Here is a 16734-nt window from a genome sequence, read left to right as displayed (position 1 = left end):
GGGCGGCCCTAGGCGCGGGTGAGGGCGGCGCGGCGGCGGTGGCGGGCGACGCGTTCGCGGTTGCCGCAGACCTCGCTGGAGCACCAGCGCCGGCGGCGGCCGCGGGAGGTGTCCAGGTAGACGATCGGGCAGTTGTCGCCCTCGCACTGGCGCAGGGCGGCGCGTGCCACGGGGTCGGTGAGCAGTTCCACGGCGTCCCGGGCGACGGCGGCCAGCAGGGCGGCGCACTCCGGGGGACCGGTCAACTCCCGCACCAGGTCGCCGTCTTCGCCGCGCACGGCGCGCGGGGCGGGGGGCGCGGCACGGGCCAGGTCGTTGACGCGGGCGAGGGCGGGGTCGTGGGGGCGGGCGGGCGCGAGGTCGCGGGGCCCGGTGCCGGGGGCCGGACGGGCGCCGGAGGCCGGACGGGCGCCGGAGGCAGGGCGGGTGCGCACCAACGCGGCGGTGTGGGCGCGCAGTTCGCGGAAGGCGGCCAGCCAGGAGGCGTCGGCGTGGGCCAGCGGGGTGCCCGGCGGGACCAGTCCGCCGGCGGTGATCCAGGCCCGCAGCACCGCGACGGAGGTGAGCCGCTCGGCCGGGTGGCTGGTGGTGAGGAGGTCCAGGCAGATCCGCCCGGTGTCGAACCGCAGGTCGTACGGGGACGTGGCCGTACCCAGTGCCATGTGCCTGTCACCGCCTAGGGTTTCCCCAGCAGGAAGCAGAGAGCGCTGCCTTCCACAGTGCCTGTCCGCCCCGCGCTCCGGAACCCCTCACACCGGCGACGGGTCAGGCCCCGTCGGCGTACTTGGTGTCGGCGGCCGGGTCCAGGGCGAGGCGGTAGCCGCGCTTGACCACCGTCTGGATCAGCTTCGGCGTGCCCAGGGCGGTGCGCAGCCGGGCCATCGCCGTCTCCACCGCGTGCTCGTCGCGGCCGGCACCCGGCAGGGCGCGCAGCAGCTCCGCGCGGGACACCACCCAGCCGGGGCGGCGGGCCAGCGCCCGCAGCAGGGACATCCCGGCGGGCGGTACGGGCCGCAGCTCGCCGTCGACCAGCACCGCGTGCCCGCGGATCGCGACCCGGTGCCCGGCGAGCGGGAGGGTGCGCGTGCGGGCCGGGAGTTCCTGGCACAGCAGCTGCACGAGCGGGCCGAGCCGGAAGCGCTGGGGCTGGACGGTGTCGATCCCGCGCGCCTGCAACGGCAGCGCGGTGACCGGCCCGACGCAGGCCGGCAGGACGTCGTGGCCGAGGGCGGCGAGCAGCTCGGGCAGCAGTCCGCGTTCCTCGGCGCGGGTGAGCAGGGAGGCGGCGGCGGGGGCGCTGGTGAAGGTCACGGCGTCCAGGCCGCGCGAGACGGCGGCGTCCAGGAGCCGGTCGACGGGACCGAGGTCCTCCGGCGGCAGCCACCGGTAGACGGGCACGCCGACCACCTCGGCGCCGCCCGCCCGCAGTGCCTCGACGAATCCGGGCAGCGGCTCGCCGTGCAGCTGGACGGCGACCCGGCGGCCGTCGACGCCCTCGGCCAGCAGCCGGTCCAGCACCTCGGCCAGGGACTCGGAGGACGGCGACCACTGCTCGGTCAGCCCGGCGGCCCGCACCGCGCCCTTCACCTTGGGGCCGCGGGCCAGCAGTTCCACCGTGCGCAGCCGGTCGAGCAGCGCCTCGCCCAGGCCCCAGCCGTCGGCGGCCTCGACCCAGCCCCGGAAGCCGATGGCGGTGGTGGCGACCACCACGTCGGGCACCTGGTCGATGATCTCCTTGGTCGCGGCGAGCAGTTCGCCGTCGTCGGCGAGCGGCACGATCCGCAGGGCGGGGGCGTGCAGGACGGCGGCGCCGCGCCGCTGGAGCAGGGCCCCCAGTTCGTCGGCCCGGCGGGCGGCCGTCACCCCCACGGTGAAGCCGGCCAGCGGGCCGTGGTCCGGTCGCTGCTGTTCGTCGTCCATGGCACTCGCCCCTGATCGTTCACATTCACGCGTCGTTCACACCCACGTGCCGAACGAGCCTGTCAACGGCTCATGACAGGCTCGGTTCGGACACATGTCACCAGTGTTACGTCCCTCGTGGTCACACGTCGGCGTAGCTGAACTGCGGTTTCGCCTCCGCGGCGACACCCCGCTCCGGTGTTCCGGGGGCCGTGCGGCGAAGGTATACGGCCCAGGTGACGGCGAAGCAGGCGGCGTAGAAGGCGAGGAAGGCGACGAAGGCGCCGGTGCCGGAGCCGTAGGAGAGGAAGGACTGCCGGAAGGCGAGGTTGATCGCGACGCCGCCGAGTCCGCCCACGGCGCCGATGAGCCCCATGGAGGCACCGGAGAGCCGTCGCCCGTAGGAGGCGGCCTCCTCCCCGCTCAGCCCCATGGCACGGGCCTTGGCCTGGTAGATGCCGGGGATCATCTTGAACGTCGAGCCGTTTCCGAGCCCGCTGAGCACGAACAGGACGACGAAGGCGACGACGAACAGCGCGAGCGACCTCTGCATGCTGGCCACGATCAGTACGGCGGTGGCGGCGCCCATCGCGACGTAGTTCCACAGCGTGATCCGCGCCCCGCCGTACCGGTCGGCGAGCCGGCCGCCGACGGGCCGGATGAGCGAGCCGAGCAGCGGACCGATGAAGGTGACGTAGGCGGCCTGCATCGGGGTCCGCCCGAACTGGCCGGTCAGCACCTGGCCGAAGGCGAAGCTGTAGCCGATGAACGATCCGAAGGTGCCGACGTAGAGGAAGGACATGATCCAGGTGTGGCGGTCCCGGGCGGCGTCCTTGGCGGCGCCGGTGTCGTTCTTCACCGACGCGATGTTGTCCATGTACAGCGCGGAGAGCGTGGCGGCGACGACGATCAGCGGGATGTAGATGCCGAGCAGCACCCGCGGTCCGCCGCTCGCGCCGATGATGGCGAGGGCGGCCAGCTGGATGACGGGTACGCCGATGTTGCCGCCGCCCGCGTTGAGGCCGAGCGCCCAGCCCTTCTTCCGCAGCGGGAAGAAGGCGTTGATGTTGGTCATGGAGGAGGCGAAGTTGCCGCCGCCGATGCCGGCCAGCAGGCCGACGAGCAGGAAGGTCGAGTAGGAGGTCCCGGGCTCCATCACCACGAAGGCGGCGACGGTGGGGATCAGCAGCAGACTCGCCGAGATGATCGTCCAGTTGCGGCCGCCGAAGATGGCGACGGCGAAGGTGTACGGGACGCGGACGACGGCTCCGACGAGGGTGACCACGGACGTCAGCAGGAACTTGTCGGCCGGGGTGAGCCCGTACTCGGGACCCATGAAGAGGACGAGCACGGACCACATGGTCCACACCGAGAATCCGATGTGCTCGGACAGCACGGAGAAGAACAGGTTCCGGTTGGCGACCTTCTCGCCGGTCTCCCTCCAGAACGTCTCGTCCTCCGGGTCCCAGTGCTCGATCCACCGGCCACCCCGGTGGCGGGATGCGGGAGCTGTCCCAGGGCCTGTCATGACGCCTCCACGTACTCCGGAACTGGAGTTCCGAAGGTAGGGAGCACGCGTTTCCGGCCTGTGCCTGTGAGTGACCGGAAGGGAACGTTGCTCTCACCCTCCGGGGAGGCCGGGTGAGAGGTGCGCGCCGCCGGGTCAGGCGGTCACCTTCTGCGTGGCCGCTTGGTGCCCGTGCCGTTGGGCCACAGGCGGGGGCTTCGCTTGGCGGCGAGGTCCTCCAGCCAGCCGACCGCGGCGATCGCCAGGCCGATCAGGGGCCAGATCAGGAAGAACATCCACAGCGTGTAGGTGGAGCTGAGGGCGTCCACGGCGCGCTCGGTCTGCATGAAGGGCAGCTTGAAGGCCAGGTCGATGAGCGGGATCGTGGCCATGATCAGCATGTTGTGCCACAGGTAGATGGTGACCGCCCGGTTGTTGGAGAGGGTCACCAGCCGGTCCCAGCGCTTGAGCCGGCCGGGGAGTTCCTGCCAGGACGGGGAGTACTGGAGGAGGATCACGACGAAGCCGAAGGACCAGGTGGCCTGGGCCAGCGGGATGTCGTTCAGGTCCCAGCCGTCGGGGCCCAGGTGGTTCGAGGCCCACCACAGGCCGAACGCCATGATCAGTGCCGCGAGCGAGACGGAGACGTAGCGCGGGATCTGCTTGAGCAGGCCTTCCTGGTGCGCGAAGCCCAGTACCCAGCAGCCGCCGTAGACCGCGAAGTCGGTCACCGCGTTGCCGGTCTCACCGGGGATCGAGACCAGGCCCGTGCCGACGATCGCCGTCAGGCCCAGCGGGGCGAGCAGCGTCGGCCAGGGGGCCCGCCGGAACGCCCACAGGAGAAGGGGCGAGGCGATCACGAACCAGAGGTAGGCGCGGAGGTACCACAGGGGGCCCGCGGCCTGGACCGCCCAGGTGTCCTCCAGCAGGCCCGACGGGGAGCCCACGTGCCAGGGGAAGGGCGGGGCGCCGATGGGCACCAGGTAGTTGACGAGGCCGAGCAGTCCCCAGGCGTCGCCGTGGTCCGGGTCGTCGGCCGGGTTCCAGCCGCCCGCGAAGAGCAGCGTCAGCACCACGGCGCTGAAGGCCCACATCGGCGGCAGCAGGCGACGGACACGGCTCTTGATCACGCTCAGCGCGGAGCGGTTGAGCGAGCGCGCCATCAGGGAGCCCGCCAGCGCGAACATCACGCCCATGGAGGGGAACAGCACCGTCAGCCAGGCCCAGCCGAACAGGTGGTAGACGACGACGCGGACCAGCGCGAGGGAGCGCAGCAGGTCCAGGTAGCGGTCCCGGCCCGGTTTGGCGGGGGCGGGGGCGGAGGCTGAGGTGGCAGGGGCCGCGGGGGCCGCCGGTTCCGCGGTGCGCTGCTGGGGGACGCCGTACGAGGGCTCGTACAGGGATTCGTACGGGGCCTGCGGGGTTTCGTACGGGGCCTGCGGGCTCTCGTGCGGGGCCTGCGGGCTCTCGTACGTCCCGTACGGGCTCTGCGGGGTTCCGTACGAAGTCTGCGGGACGCCGTACGGAGAGTTCGGCTCCGGGTTCGTGCCCATGCCGGTCGGGTGTCCGTGGGTCATGCCACCGGCCTCCGGTCATCGCTGCCGCGCGTGCGCTGCCGCGGCATCGCGGGGGCACCGCCGGGCGCCTCGACGACGCCGGTGCGGCGCAGTTTCTGCCAGCGCAGCCGGCCGCCGGTGAGCGCGGTGATCCAGGACTGGAGCAGCACGACGTACATGAGCTGGCGGTAGAGGATCTGCTGCAACGGCAGCGAGATCAGATGGGTCATGCGTTCGCGGTCCAGACGGAAGGCGTACGCGGCGCAGACCGCCTGGATCGCCAGGACGCCCAGCCAGGCCACGATGGTCTTCTCGGTCGGGCCGAAGACGATCCCGTAGAGCAGGAAGATGTCGATCAGCGGTGCCAGCAGCGGGGCCAGGACCATGAAGAGCGAGACGAAGGGCAGGCCCACCCGGCCGAAGCGGCCCGAGGGGCCCTTCTCGATCAGCGACCGGCGGTGCTTCCAGATCGCCTGCATCGTGCCGTACGACCAGCGGTAGCGCTGGGACCACAGCTGCTGGACGGTCTCCGGCGCCTCGGTCCAGGCGCGGGCGTTCTCGGCGTAGACCACGCGCCAGCCGTCCCGGTGCAGCGCCATGGTGACGTCGGTGTCCTCGGCGAGCGTGTCGTCGCTCATGCCGCCGACCCGCTGAAGCGCCGAGCGCCGGAACGCGCCGACGGCGCCCGGGATGGTCGGCATGCAGCGCAGGACGTCGTACATCCGGCGGTCCAGGTTGAAGCCCATCACGTACTCGATGTGCTGCCAGGCGCCGATGAGGCTGTCCTTGTTGCCGACCTTGGCGTTGCCGGCCACCGCGCCGACGTTCGGGTCGCCGAAGGGCTGGACGAGTTCGCGGACGGTGGACGGCTCGAAGACCGTGTCGCCGTCCATCATGACCACGATGTCGTGGCGGGCGTTGGCCAGACCCCGGTTGAGCGCGGCCGGTTTGCCGGCGTTGAGCTGCCGGATGACGCGGACGTTGGGCAGGCCCATCGCCTCGACGATGCGGGCCGTGCCGTCGGTCGAGCCGTCGTCGACGACGAGGATCTCGATGGGATGGTCACTGGCCATCAGCGAACGGACGGTGTTCTCGATGCACTTGGCCTCGTTGTACGCCGGCACCAGCACCGACACCGGTTCGGTGACCGGCGGCCCCCAGCGGAAGCCGCGGCGGCGCACCCGGCGGGCGTGGATGCCGGAGAGGACGAGCATCAGCAGGAAACGCCCGATGACCAGGAAGCCGATGACCGCGAGGCCGGCCACCAGGCCGTCGGTGATGTGCTCGGACGCCTGGACCAGGACGATCCACGCCTTGGCCTTCCACAGGTCGGCGCCGGTGACCCGGCTGTGCGCGCTGGGCGCGTCCAGGGCCTCGGTGAGGTTGTCGAACTCGTAGCCCCGCTTCTTCAGGTCGGGCAGGAACCGGTCCAGGGCGGCGACGGTCTGGCTGCGGTCGCCGCCGGAGTCGTGCATCAGGACGATGGCGCCCTCGTCGCCCTTGGGCGTGGCCCGGCGGATGATCTCGTCGACGCCGGGGCGCTGCCAGTCCTCGCTGTCGGTGTTGTTGACGACCGTGATGTAGCCGCGGGAGCCGATGTACTCGGTGACCGGCCAGGACTTGTTGTCCATGGCGTCGGCGAAGGAGGAGTACGGCGGACGGAACAGGGAGGTGCGGATGCCGGCGGCGCCGGTGATGGCGAGCTGGTTCTGCGACAGCTCCCAGTCGATGCGCTCCTTGGACTGGTAGGAGAGGTCGGGGTGGTTGAAGGTGTGCAGGCCGATCTCGTGCCCCTCGTCCACCATCCGCTCGACCAGCTCCGGGTAGCGCGAGGCCATGGTGCCGGTGACGAAGAAGACGGCGTGGGCGTCGTGCTTCTTCAGCACGTCCAGCACCTTCGGGGTCCAGGTCGGGTCCGGGCCGTCGTCGAAGGTGAGGACGAGGCGGTGGTCCGGGACGCTCAGGCTCTCGGTGCGCCCGCCGCGGGTGTCGATGACCGGGCCGCCCTCCAGGATCTCCTTCGGGACCTGGTCGGTGGCGGCGGGGGGCTGGACGCGGTGGTCGGCGAGGATCTCGCTGTGCACGTAGCCGCGCAGCATGAGCATCGCCATCAGGGCGGCGAGGACGAGCACGGGCAGCAGCAGGCGCAGGGGCAGACGGCGCCGCGGGGAGCCGCCACGGGCTCCGGTCGCGGCCCGGTGACGGCGGGTGCGGGATGCCATCAGAGGGTGTACTCCGGGGACGGGGAGGAGGAGGTGTGTGCGCCGGGGGGCGCCGCGGCGAGCGGGGACGGGCCGGAGGCGTTGTTGACGGCCGTGCCGGTTCCGGGGTCGTCGCCGGTGCCCGCGGAGTCGCCGCCGCCGGTGGTCGGGGACGGGTCGGGCGAGGGTTCGCCGCCGCTGTCCGGGGGCGTCGGGTCGGCCGGGCCGGGGTCCGGGGGTGCCGGGGAGCCGCCCGGGTCCGGGGCGGTCGCGCCACCGCCACCGCCTGGCCTGGTCGTGCTCCGGGTCGCGGTCGGCTCGGGGTCGGCCGCGCCGGCGGACGGTCCGGGATCGGCGGAGGTGCCGGCGGCGGGCGCCTCGGCACCGGCGCCGGGAGTCGCGGTGCCGTCGGGCGACGGCGTGGTGCCGGGGGCGGTGCCGCCGGTGGAGGCGGAGGGCTCGGCGGAGTCCTTGGGCAGCGGGGTGGTGTCGACCTGGCCCGCCGGCTTGCCCTCCTGCTGGCCCGGCACGGGCAGCCAGGGCGCGTTGGAGTTGCCGGACATCAGCGTGGCGGCCATGACGATCGCGTAGACGGCGCAGGCGATGCCGACGGCGATGCCGAGGCGGCGGAACCGGCGGCTGCGGCGGCCGGAGGCGTCGACGAAGACGGGGCCCTCGGAGCCCTCGGGGGACTGGGGCGTGCCGCCCTCGGCCCGGCGCAGCAGCCCGTCCCCGAGTTGGACGGCGTCCAGTTGGACCGTCACCTCGTGCGGGTCGTGGGTGTGTCCGCCACCGGGCGGCGCCGCGGTGTCCGCGGTGTCCAGGAGGTCCGGGGTGCCGGGGGCGTCGGCCCAGGGGTCGCGGGTCTCCGCGGCGCCGGGAGCATCGGCCCACGGGTCGCGCAGGGGGGCGGTGGCGGGGCCGGGCTCGGGGAACTCGGGGAAGGCGCGGGTGGCGGCCACCGACGGGAGGACGTCCGTCACGTCGTCGGCCGGGCCGCCGGGCCGGTACCGCCGTACCGGACGCGTCGGGTCCGCGCCGGGAGTACCGGTACGGCCGGTTGCCGGCGGGGCGGTGGGCGTACGGGGGGTGGCCGCACGGCCGGTGCCCGGGCGGTGGGCGTCCATGCCGTGCGGGCTGGTGCGGTCGGCGTTCATGCCGTGCGGGCTGGTGCGGTCGGCGTTCATGCCGTGCGTGCCGGTGCGGTCGGCGTTCATGCCGTGCGTGCCGGTGCGGTCGGCGTTCATGCCGTGCGTGCCGGTGCGGTCGGCGCCTGTTCGGCCCATGCCAGGACGGCTCGGGCCTATGCGGTCGGTGCCCATGCCATCCCCGCCGGTGCGGTCGGCGTCCGATCCGCGCGGGCTGGTGCGGTCGGCGCCTGTTCGGCCCATGCCTGGGCGGCCGAGACCTATGCGGTCGTTGCCCATGCGGTCGGCGTCCATGCCGCCCGCGCCTGTACCGCTGCCGCCCGCGCCCGGGCGGCGCGTGCCGTCGGCGCCCGGAGGGGCGGTGCGGCCCGTGCCCGTGCGGTCCGCGCGGCCCGCGCCTGCGGGTTCGGCGTCCGCTCGGTGCGGGCCCATGGGGTTCTGGTCCATTCGGGAACTCGGCATCCGGTTCGGGGCGGCGTTCGGACCGGGCCCGCGGGTGCCGGTGCGGGGCTCGGGGAACGCCAGGGTCTCGGGAGAGGTGTGCGTCACGCGCCGGTCCGGCTCCGTCCCAGGAAGCTCGTGGGACGTGAAGTCGCCCTCGGACCACTCGGGTTGGGCGTCTTTTTGCCACTTCTTCACGCGTACGCACTTCCCCCCACGGGACAGTTCCGGGTGCGCATACGACTCCGAGCACCCGTCGACCGAACCGGCCCCCACCAGGTTCGAGCGCCCCCTGTACCACACCGTGCTCAGGCCAAGAATGTAGCGCACGCGGAGGACATGTGGTTGCCCGGTGTCAGTTGTGGACGCACATCACAGCCGCGTCGCTGTCCGGAATCCACCCTTCTACGGGCCGCCGGAGCCATCCGTTTTCGGCCGCGAGCTGGGCCGCTGCCCCACGGAGCGCGTCCAGGGCCGGATGCACCAGCCCTTTTCGCCACACGAGTGACACGGGCGACAGCGGCACCGGATCGACCAGGGGACGCACCACGGTGCGGGGCATGGCCGGAAAGTCCACGACGGCGAGGACCGGCACGCGCTCCCTCTCCATGATCCTCTGGAACTCCTCGTCGCCCACGGCCAGCGGAACGGGTGACGCGACCTCGATGCCGCGTCCCTCGAACAGGCGATGCGCGAGGTCGGTCCACTCCGGCGTCCGCGGATTGCCGGCCCCGGCGTACACGGTCTCCCCGGCCAGCGCGGCGAGCGGCACCTCGGGCCGCCCGGCCAGCGGGTGGTCCTCGGGCAGCACGACCGCCATGGGCTCGTACCGGACGGGCTGGTGGGCGAGCCCCGCCCGCAGCGCCGGCGCCAGCCCCGCGAACCGCCCGAACGACGCGTCGAGGCGCCCGGCGAGCACCTCGGCGGCGGCGTGCGCGAGGCCGCTCTCGTAGCGGGCCATGAGTTCCTGGTCGGGGACGAGCCGGCGGGCCCGGCGCAGGACCTCGCGCCCGGTGGCCAGGCCCGGCGAGTTGAGGTCCACCAGCAGAGGCCGGGCCTGCCCGAACGCGGCCAGCAGGTCGTCCTGCGCCTGGAGCACCCGCCGGGCGTACGGCAGCAGCCGCTCGCCGTCGGCCGTGAGCGTCACCTGCCGGGTGCTGCGGACGAACAGCTCGGCGCCCAACTCCCGCTCCAGCCGCCGTACGTCCCGGCTGAGCGCCTGCTGGGCGACGTACAGCCGGGCGGCGGCCCGGGTGAAGTGCAGGTCCTCGGCGACGGCCACGAAGGCGCGCAGCAGCCGGGGTTCCAGGTGGCCGGGGACGGAGGAGGGCATCCCGTGAATCTACAACGAGGGTGCGTCAATCGGTACGGAGAAGGTGTTGGACCCCGTGATCGGCTGCGAGAGACCGTGGTCGCCATGCCGCAACCGACCGGACATCCCCCTTCCCGCCGGCCCGTTCTGCCGGCCCTGACCGCCGACACCCTCGTCGTCGCCGACCTAGGCCCCCGCGCCCGGCCCCCGCACGGCGACCGGCCGCACCGAAGCCGCCGTCCCGCGCCGCGCCGGCCGCCGGGACCGTACCGCCGGCTCCTCGCCGTGCCCGGCGCCCGGGCGTTCACGGCCGGGAACCTCATCGCCCGGCTCCCCATGGGCATGTTCAGCGTGAGCGCCGTCGTGATGATCGCCGCCACGCGGGACTCCTACGCCCTGGCCGGCGCCGTCACCGCGACCGGGCTCGCGGCGACCGCCCTGGTCGCGCCGTGGACCGCGCGGCTCGTCGACCGCCACGGCCAGGCCCGGGTGGCCGTACCGGCCACGGTGTTCGCCGTCCTCGGCTCGCTCGCCCTGGTGCTGTGCGTGCGCCACGGCGCCCCCGACTGGACCCTGTTCGCCGCGTACGCCGCCACCGCCACCACGCCCAACACCGGCGGCATGGCCCGCGCCCGCTGGGCCCACCTGCTGAAAGGCGACGCGGACGCGCTGCACACCGCGAACTCCTTCGAGCAGGCCACCGACGAACTGTGCTTCATGCTGGGCCCGGTGCTGGCGGCCCTGCTGTGCGGGACGTTGTTCCCGGAGGCGGGCACGCTGGCCGGGGCGGCCCTGCTGCTGACGGGCATGCTGCTGTTCACCGCCCAGCGCGCCACCGAACCGCCGGCCCGGCCCCGCCCGCACGGCCGGGCCCCGCTGCGGGCGCCCGGCATCCCGCCGCTGCTCGTGGTCTGCCTGGCCCTGGGCGGGGTGTTCGGCGCGATGGAGGTCGTCACCATCGCGTTCGCGGACGCACAGGGACATCGCACCGCGGCCGGTGTGGTGCTGGCGCTCCAGGCGGCCGGTTCGTGCGCCGCGGGGCTGCTGTACGGCGCGTGGAAGCCTGCCGGGCCCCCCGAGTCCCGTCTGCCGTGGTGTGTCGCCGCGATGGCGGGGCTGCTGACCCTGCCGCTGTTCGCGGCGGTGCTCAGCGGCTCCCTGCCGCTCCTCGCGGGCACCCTGCTGCTCGCCGGGATGGCGACTGCCCCGGCGATGGTCACCACCATGACGCTGGTCCAGCGCCGGACCCCCGAGGGGCGCCTCAACGAGGGCATGACCCTGGCGGTGACGGGCCTGCTGGGGGGCATCGCCTGCGGCAGCGCGGCCGGGGGCTGGACGGTGGAGCACGTTTCGGCCACGGCCGGGTACGGGGTTCCGGTCACGGCCGCCGCCGTGGCGCTGCTGCTGGCCCTGCTGCCGTCCCCCCGGTCCCGCCGGACCCATTGACGCCCCGGCGTCGCGCCCTTACCTTCCTGCGTCGAAGCGCTTCGACGGCGTCGACACCCAGAGGGGCCGGGCGGATGGCCAGGATCACCGACGTGGCGCGGCGGGCCGGCGTCTCCCCGAGCACGGTCTCGTACGCGCTCAGCGGCAAGCGCCCGATCTCCGAGGCGACCCGGCGCCGCGTCGAGGCGGCCGTCCGCGAGCTGGGTTACCGTCCGCCCGGCGGCGGCCGGTCCAGGGTGCTGGCGCTGCTGCTGCCCCTGCGTGCCGGGATCGACGTGCCCGTGGTGACGCGGTTCGCGGTGTCCGTGGTGAGCGCGGCCCGCGCCCACGACCACGACGTCCTGCTGATCACCGGGGAGGACGGCGAGGAGGGGCTGCGCAGGCTGATGGAGCCGGGCACGGCGGACGCGGTGATCGTGATGGACGTCGAGCTGCACGACTCCCGGCTGCCGCTGCTGCGCAGGCTCGGCCGGCCGAGCGTGCTGATCGGCGTACCCGCCGAGGCGGACGGTCTGACCTGCGTCGATCTGGACTTCCGGGCCGCCGGGGAGCTGTGCGTGGACCATCTGGCCGGGCTCGGGCACCGGGTGGTGGCGCTGGTCGGCTCGCCGCCGGAGGTGTACGTGCGGCAGACCGCGTTCGCGCACCGCGTGGTCCGCGGCTTCACCGCCGCCGCCGACCGCGCCGGCCTGGTGTCGTCCGTGCACCCCTGGCCCGCCGGGCGGGACGGGGCCCGGGGGGCGGCCGAGCTGCTGCTCGCCCGGCACCCGGCGCCGACCGGCGTGGTCGTGCACAACGAGCCCCTGCTGGGACCGCTGGTCGACGCCCTGGAGCGGCTCGGGGTCCGCGTGCCCGGGGACATGTCGGTCACGGCCATCTGCCCGGACGAGGTGGCCGCCGCGGCCCGGGTCCCGGTCACCTCGGTCCGGGTGCCGGCCGCCGAGGCGGGTGCCCGTGCGGTGGCCCTGCTGATGAGCGGGCTGTCCGGCGCTCCGGCCGCGGCCACCACGCTGCTCACGCCCCGCCTGACGGTCCGCGCCAGCACGGCGCCACCGCCGGGCTCCTGAACACGGCCGCGCTCCTGAACACGACGAAGGGCCCGGCAACTGTCGCTGCCGGGCCCTTCGCCACATGGAGATCGTGGAGATGGCGGGAATCGAACCCGCGTCCAACGGTGCGGAACCAGGGCTTCTCCGTGTGCAGTCCGCTTCGCTTTTCTCGGCCCCGGAGATCACGCGGACAAGTCTCCGACGGGCTCAGTCACTGTTTGGTTTTCCTCTACACCCCGTGACCGGGTCTAGAGGTGGAGTTCCCTAGCTGATGCCAGGATCCGGGTCGGGAACAGCCCCGGGCTGACACTCCCGTATAGGAGGCTCGCTCTGCTACCTGAGATCAGGCAGCGAGGGCGAAGGCCTGCTGGGAGGAATCGCGCTTGGTGTTGGCGATTATTTTTTTCGGCCTGTGGTTTACGAGATCATGGCCGCTTCCTCGACACGCTTCCCCTGCTTCGACAGCCGCTGTCGAAACCGATCATCCCCATGTTGATTTTTCAAACCCCCTGTTGGGGGTCTCGGCGCACCGCGTGCGGTGCAGATGCCATCGTACGTGACCAACGCACGTCCGTGCCAGCGTATTCCCCGGGGTCACCCGGGCGTGGCAGCGGGTTCAACCACGTACCGCGGCCGGACATTCCCGGCCCCGGGCGGTGATCCGCCTCACGCCCGCTGCTTGCGCCGGATCGCCGAGATCGCCCGCTCCGCCTCGCGCCGGTCCTGCTTCTCGCGGAGCGTCTGCCGCTTGTCGTACTCCTTCTTGCCGCGCGCGAGCGCGATCTCGACCTTGGCCCGGCCGTCCTTGAAGTACAGGGCGAGCGGCACGATGGTGTGCCCGGTCTCCTGGGACTTCGACTCCAGCTTGTCGATCTCCGAGCGGTGCAGCAGCAGCTTCCGCTTGCGGCGGGCGCTGTGGTTGGTCCAGGTGCCCTGGCTGTACTCCGGCACGTGCACGTTGTGCAGCCAGGCCTCGTGCCCGTCCATGTGGATGAAGCCGTCGGCGAGCGAGGCCCGCCCCTGGCGCAGTGACTTCACCTCGGTCCCGGTGAGGACCAGACCGGCCTCGTAGGTGTCGAGGATGTGGTAGTCGTGCCGCGCCTTCTTGTTCTGCGCGATCAGCTTGCGCCCTTTTTCCTTAGCCATAGTGCCGCCCATTTTCGCACTAGGGAGGGGGTCCGCGGGAAGCCGATTAACGAGGCGCGGCGCTACCGGCCCAGGCCGCTGAGCACGGTCTCCGCGCGGCGCAGGCCGTCGGGGTCGGAGGCGTCGAGCTCCAGGTCGGGGGTGAGGCCCGTGCCGTCGACCCCGCGGCCGGCGGGGGTGCGGTAGTGGCCGACGGTCAGTTCGGCGACCGAGCCGTCGGGCAGCGTGCTCGGCATCTGCACCGAGCCCTTGCCGAAGGTGCGGGAGCCCACGACGACCGCACGGCCGCGGTCCTGGAGGGCGCCGGTGAGCAGCTCGGCCGCGCTCATCGTCCCGCCGTCGACGAACGCGACCAGGGGTCTGGCGGTGTCGCCGCCGGGTTCGGCGTGCAGGGAGCGCTGCTCGCCGTCCACGTCGTAGGTGGCGACGAGGCCGCCGTCGAGGAAGGCGGATGCGGCGGTGACGGCCTCGGCGACCAGTCCGCCGGAGTTGCCGCGCAGGTCCAGCACGATCCCGGCGCCGTCGGGTGCCTGCCGTACGGCGGTGCGCACCTGCTCGCCGACACCCTTGGTGAAGGAGGCGACCTTGACGACGGTCGCACCGCTGGCCAGCCTGCGCACGGTGACGGGCTGCGTGGTCAGCTCGGCGCGGCGCACGGTCTCGGTCCACGCGCGCGTGCCGCGCTCCAGGCCTAGCCGGACGGTGCTGCCGGCGGGCGCGTCGGTGGCGTCGCCGCGCAGCAGGGCGACGACCTCGGTGACGGGCCGTCCGTCGACCTTCTCGCCGTCGACGCTGCGCAGCCGGTCGCCCTCCCGGATCCCGGCGTCGGCGGCGGGCGAGCCGGGCCATACCTTCGTCACCTCGATACGGCCGCCGTGCTCGCGCCGCGCGGACAGACCGACGCCGGTGTAGCGGCCGTCGAGGGCCTCGGTCAACTCCCGGTACTCGCCGCGGGAGTAGACGGCGCCCCAGCGGTCGCCGCTGCGGCTCACGGCCCGTTCGGCCGCCTCGACCGGGGACTTGCCGTCCGCCATCGCCTCGGCCGCGGCACGGGCCACGTCCGCGTGGCGCCCGGCGGGGGCGGCCTGCCGGGACGCGTCGGAGGCCGGCTCCGCGTCGGCCGCGGGCAGTGAGCCGGTGGCCGCGCCGGCCACCAGGACACTGGCGAACACCAACGTCAGGGCGGCCCCGTGGCGCATGCGGCGGGGCTGACAGAACAGGTCACGACCTGACATGCCGGTGAGTCTAGGACAAGCGAAGAGGGCCGCACGGTCGCTTGTCCGTACGGCCCTCTTGGCATGTGTCACACCTTCAGGTACTTGCGCAGCGCGAAGAACGCGGCCAACGCGGGCATCAGGAGGCTGGTGGCGAGGATGAGCGGCAGCTTCGTCAGGACGGCGTCCCAGCCGATGAAGTTGATGAGGTTCAGTTTCTCCGACAGCGCCAGGCCGTGGTCGATGATGAAGTAGCGGGCGGTCACCAGGAATCCGCAGGCGACCAGGCCGCCGATGAGTCCGGCGACCGCCGCCTCGGCGATGAACGGCGCCTGGATGTAGAAGCCGGAGGCGCCGACCAGGCGCATGATGCCGGTCTCGCGCCGCCGGCTGAACGCCGAGACGCGCACGGTGTTGACGATCAGCATCAGCGCGACGACGAGCATCAGCGCCATGATCGCCCGCGCCGCCCAGTTCATGCCGTTGAGCAGCGCGAAGAGGTTGTCGAGGATGCCCTTCTGGTCCTGCACCGACTGCACGCCGTCCCGCCCGTCGAAGGCGGTGGCGATGACCTGGTACTTCTCCGGGTCGGTCAGCTTGATGCGGTACGACTCCTGCATCTGGTCCGGCGTGAGGGAGCTGGCCAGCGGCGAGTCGCCGAACTGCTCCTTGTAGTGCTTGTACGCCTCGTCCTGCGACTCGTACGTCACCGTGTCGACGACCGACATCTCCTTGAGGTCGGCCTGGATCTGCTTCTTCTGGTCCTCGGTGACCGCGCCCTTGGCGCAGTTCGGGTCGGACTCGGCGTCGCTCTTGTTGCAGAGGAAGATCGAGACGTTGACCTTGTCGTACCAGTAGCCCTTCATGGTGCTGACCTGGTCGCTCATCAGGAGCGACCCGCCGAACAGGGCCAGCGACAGGGCGACGGAGACGATGACGGCGAACGTCATCGTCAGGTTGCGGCGGAGACCGACGCCGATCTCCGACAGGACGAACTGGGCGCGCATGGCGTCTGGTTATGCCTTTCCGTGCATCTGGTGCGGTCTCAGTGCTGGTAGCCGTAGACGCCGCGTGCCTGGTCGCGGACGAGGCGGCCCTTCTCCAGCTCGATGACGCGCTTGCGCATCTGGTCCACGATGTTCTGGTCGTGGGTGGCCATGACCACGGTGGTGCCCGTGCGGTTGATGCGGTCCAGCAGCTTCATGATCCCGACGGAGGTCTGCGGGTCGAGGTTGCCGGTGGGCTCGTCGGCGATCAGCAGCTTGGGCCGGTTGACGAAGGCCCGCGCGATGGCGACGCGCTGCTGCTCACCGCCGGACAGCTCGCCCGGCATGCGGTCCTCCTTGCCGCCGAGTCCGACCAGGTCGAGGACCTGGGGGACGGACTTGCGGATCTCGCCGCGCGACTTGCCGATGACCTCCTGCGCGAAGGCGACGTTCTCGCCGACCGTCTTGTTCGGCAGCAGGCGGAAGTCCTGGAACACCGTCCCCAGCTGGCGCCGCATGTGCGGCACCTTCCAGTTGGACAGGCGGGCCAGGTCCTTGCCCAGGACGTGCACCTGTCCGTGGCTGGCCCGCTCCTCGCGGAGGATCAGCCGCAGGAAGGTGGACTTTCCGGAGCCGGAGGACCCCACGAGGAAGACGAACTCGCCCTTCTCGACCTCCAGGGACACGTCCCTGAGGGCTGGGCGGTTCTGCTTGGGGTAGGCCTTGGAGACGTTGTCGAATCGGATCACGGATGCACCACGGGTCGCCGGGGGTAGATGTGCGTGACCATACGCGAAGTGGGTATGGGACCGCAGTCACCGGTCGGGGT

The 16734-nt window shown here is 72.7% G+C and carries 13 protein-coding genes and 1 other RNA gene; 2 read left to right on the top strand and 12 right to left on the bottom strand.

Going from position 1 to position 16734, the window contains the following annotated elements:
• Window positions 1-8: 8 nt before the first annotated feature.
• The 7 genes from ACZ45Q_RS03825 to ACZ45Q_RS03795 all read right to left on the bottom strand — a co-directional run bounded on the left by ACZ45Q_RS03825 (window position 9) and on the right by ACZ45Q_RS03795 (window position 10085).
• On the bottom strand, window positions 9-662 hold the full coding sequence (locus tag ACZ45Q_RS03825; protein WP_468254464.1) for a CGNR zinc finger domain-containing protein: 654 nt from the start codon (window positions 660-662) through the stop codon (window positions 9-11).
• Between the two features lie 103 nt (window positions 663-765).
• On the bottom strand, window positions 766-1920 hold the full coding sequence (locus ACZ45Q_RS03820) for a uroporphyrinogen-III synthase (protein WP_468254462.1): 1155 nt from the start codon (window positions 1918-1920) through the stop codon (window positions 766-768).
• A 121-nt stretch (window positions 1921-2041) separates the two neighbouring features.
• Window positions 2042-3427, bottom strand: a complete 1386-nt coding sequence (locus tag ACZ45Q_RS03815) for a nitrate/nitrite transporter (protein ID WP_468254460.1) — start codon at window positions 3425-3427, stop codon at window positions 2042-2044.
• A 143-nt stretch (window positions 3428-3570) separates the two neighbouring features.
• Complete coding sequence (locus tag ACZ45Q_RS03810; protein ID WP_468254458.1) at window positions 3571-4983, bottom strand: acyltransferase family protein; 1413 nt, start codon at window positions 4981-4983, stop codon at window positions 3571-3573.
• On the bottom strand, window positions 4980-7184 hold the full coding sequence (locus ACZ45Q_RS03805; protein ID WP_468254455.1) for a polysaccharide deacetylase family protein: 2205 nt from the start codon (window positions 7182-7184) through the stop codon (window positions 4980-4982). Before ACZ45Q_RS03805 ends, ACZ45Q_RS03810 begins: the two co-directional genes overlap by 4 nt.
• Window positions 7184-8758, bottom strand: coding sequence for a DNA polymerase III subunit gamma/tau domain-containing protein (locus ACZ45Q_RS03800; protein ID WP_468254453.1), 1575 nt, complete (start codon window positions 8756-8758; stop codon window positions 7184-7186). The genes ACZ45Q_RS03805 and ACZ45Q_RS03800 overlap by 1 nt, the downstream gene beginning before the upstream one ends.
• Before the next feature lie 349 nt (window positions 8759-9107).
• A complete protein-coding gene (locus ACZ45Q_RS03795) occupies window positions 9108-10085 on the bottom strand; it encodes a LysR family transcriptional regulator (protein ID WP_468254452.1) in 978 nt (325 codons plus the stop codon).
• A gap of 84 nt (window positions 10086-10169) precedes the next feature.
• Between ACZ45Q_RS03795 and ACZ45Q_RS03790 the strand changes: the two genes are divergently transcribed.
• Window positions 10170-11510: an MFS transporter gene (locus ACZ45Q_RS03790; protein WP_468254450.1), complete on the top strand. Its 1341-nt coding sequence runs from the start codon at window positions 10170-10172 to the stop codon at window positions 11508-11510.
• A 74-nt stretch (window positions 11511-11584) separates the two neighbouring features.
• On the top strand, window positions 11585-12577 hold the full coding sequence (locus ACZ45Q_RS03785; RefSeq protein WP_468254448.1) for a LacI family DNA-binding transcriptional regulator: 993 nt from the start codon (window positions 11585-11587) through the stop codon (window positions 12575-12577).
• A gap of 71 nt (window positions 12578-12648) precedes the next feature.
• Here ACZ45Q_RS03785 and ssrA read toward each other — a convergent pair.
• From ssrA to ftsE, 5 genes are all read right to left on the bottom strand, one after another.
• Window positions 12649-13048: a transfer-messenger RNA gene (ssrA, locus tag ACZ45Q_RS03780) on the bottom strand.
• Window positions 13049-13225: 177 nt separating this feature from the next.
• A complete protein-coding gene (gene smpB / locus ACZ45Q_RS03775) occupies window positions 13226-13705 on the bottom strand; it encodes an SsrA-binding protein SmpB (RefSeq protein ID WP_468254447.1) in 480 nt (159 codons plus the stop codon).
• A 62-nt stretch (window positions 13706-13767) separates the two neighbouring features.
• Window positions 13768-14940 carry a S41 family peptidase gene (locus tag ACZ45Q_RS03770; RefSeq protein ID WP_468254444.1) on the bottom strand — a complete coding sequence of 391 codons (1173 nt, stop codon included), beginning with the start codon at window positions 14938-14940 and terminating at the stop codon, window positions 13768-13770.
• A gap of 68 nt (window positions 14941-15008) precedes the next feature.
• Window positions 15009-15926 carry a permease-like cell division protein FtsX gene (gene ftsX, locus ACZ45Q_RS03765; RefSeq protein ID WP_468254443.1) on the bottom strand — a complete coding sequence of 306 codons (918 nt, stop codon included), beginning with the start codon at window positions 15924-15926 and terminating at the stop codon, window positions 15009-15011.
• Window positions 15927-15964: 38 nt separating this feature from the next.
• A complete protein-coding gene (gene ftsE, locus ACZ45Q_RS03760) occupies window positions 15965-16654 on the bottom strand; it encodes a cell division ATP-binding protein FtsE (protein WP_468254440.1) in 690 nt (229 codons plus the stop codon).
• Window positions 16655-16734 lie beyond the last annotated feature (80 nt).

This window comes from Streptomyces sp. NPDC031049, assembly GCF_055571015.1.
Note: the sequence above shows the minus strand (reverse complement) of the source record. Positions and strands in the feature narration are given on the sequence as shown.

Excerpts from the sequence above, each read along its gene's own strand:
- ACZ45Q_RS03825 (WP_468254464.1), bottom strand. The coding sequence starts at position 662 with ATGGCACTGGGTACGGCCACGTCCCCGTACGACCTGCGGTTCGACACC.
- ACZ45Q_RS03820 (WP_468254462.1), bottom strand. The coding sequence starts at position 1,920 with ATGGACGACGAACAGCAGCGACCGGACCACGGCCCGCTGGCCGGCTTC.
- ACZ45Q_RS03815 (WP_468254460.1), bottom strand. The coding sequence starts at position 3,427 with ATGACAGGCCCTGGGACAGCTCCCGCATCCCGCCACCGGGGTGGCCGG.
- ACZ45Q_RS03810 (WP_468254458.1), bottom strand. The coding sequence starts at position 4,983 with ATGACCCACGGACACCCGACCGGCATGGGCACGAACCCGGAGCCGAAC.
- ACZ45Q_RS03805 (WP_468254455.1), bottom strand. The coding sequence starts at position 7,184 with ATGGCATCCCGCACCCGCCGTCACCGGGCCGCGACCGGAGCCCGTGGC.
- ACZ45Q_RS03800 (WP_468254453.1), bottom strand. The coding sequence starts at position 8,758 with ATGGACCAGAACCCCATGGGCCCGCACCGAGCGGACGCCGAACCCGCA.
- ACZ45Q_RS03795 (WP_468254452.1), bottom strand. The coding sequence starts at position 10,085 with ATGCCCTCCTCCGTCCCCGGCCACCTGGAACCCCGGCTGCTGCGCGCC.
- ACZ45Q_RS03790 (WP_468254450.1), top strand. The coding sequence starts at position 10,170 with ATGCCGCAACCGACCGGACATCCCCCTTCCCGCCGGCCCGTTCTGCCG.
- ACZ45Q_RS03785 (WP_468254448.1), top strand. The coding sequence starts at position 11,585 with ATGGCCAGGATCACCGACGTGGCGCGGCGGGCCGGCGTCTCCCCGAGC.
- smpB (WP_468254447.1), bottom strand. The coding sequence starts at position 13,705 with ATGGCTAAGGAAAAAGGGCGCAAGCTGATCGCGCAGAACAAGAAGGCG.
- ACZ45Q_RS03770 (WP_468254444.1), bottom strand. The coding sequence starts at position 14,940 with ATGTCAGGTCGTGACCTGTTCTGTCAGCCCCGCCGCATGCGCCACGGG.
- ftsX (WP_468254443.1), bottom strand. The coding sequence starts at position 15,926 with ATGCGCGCCCAGTTCGTCCTGTCGGAGATCGGCGTCGGTCTCCGCCGC.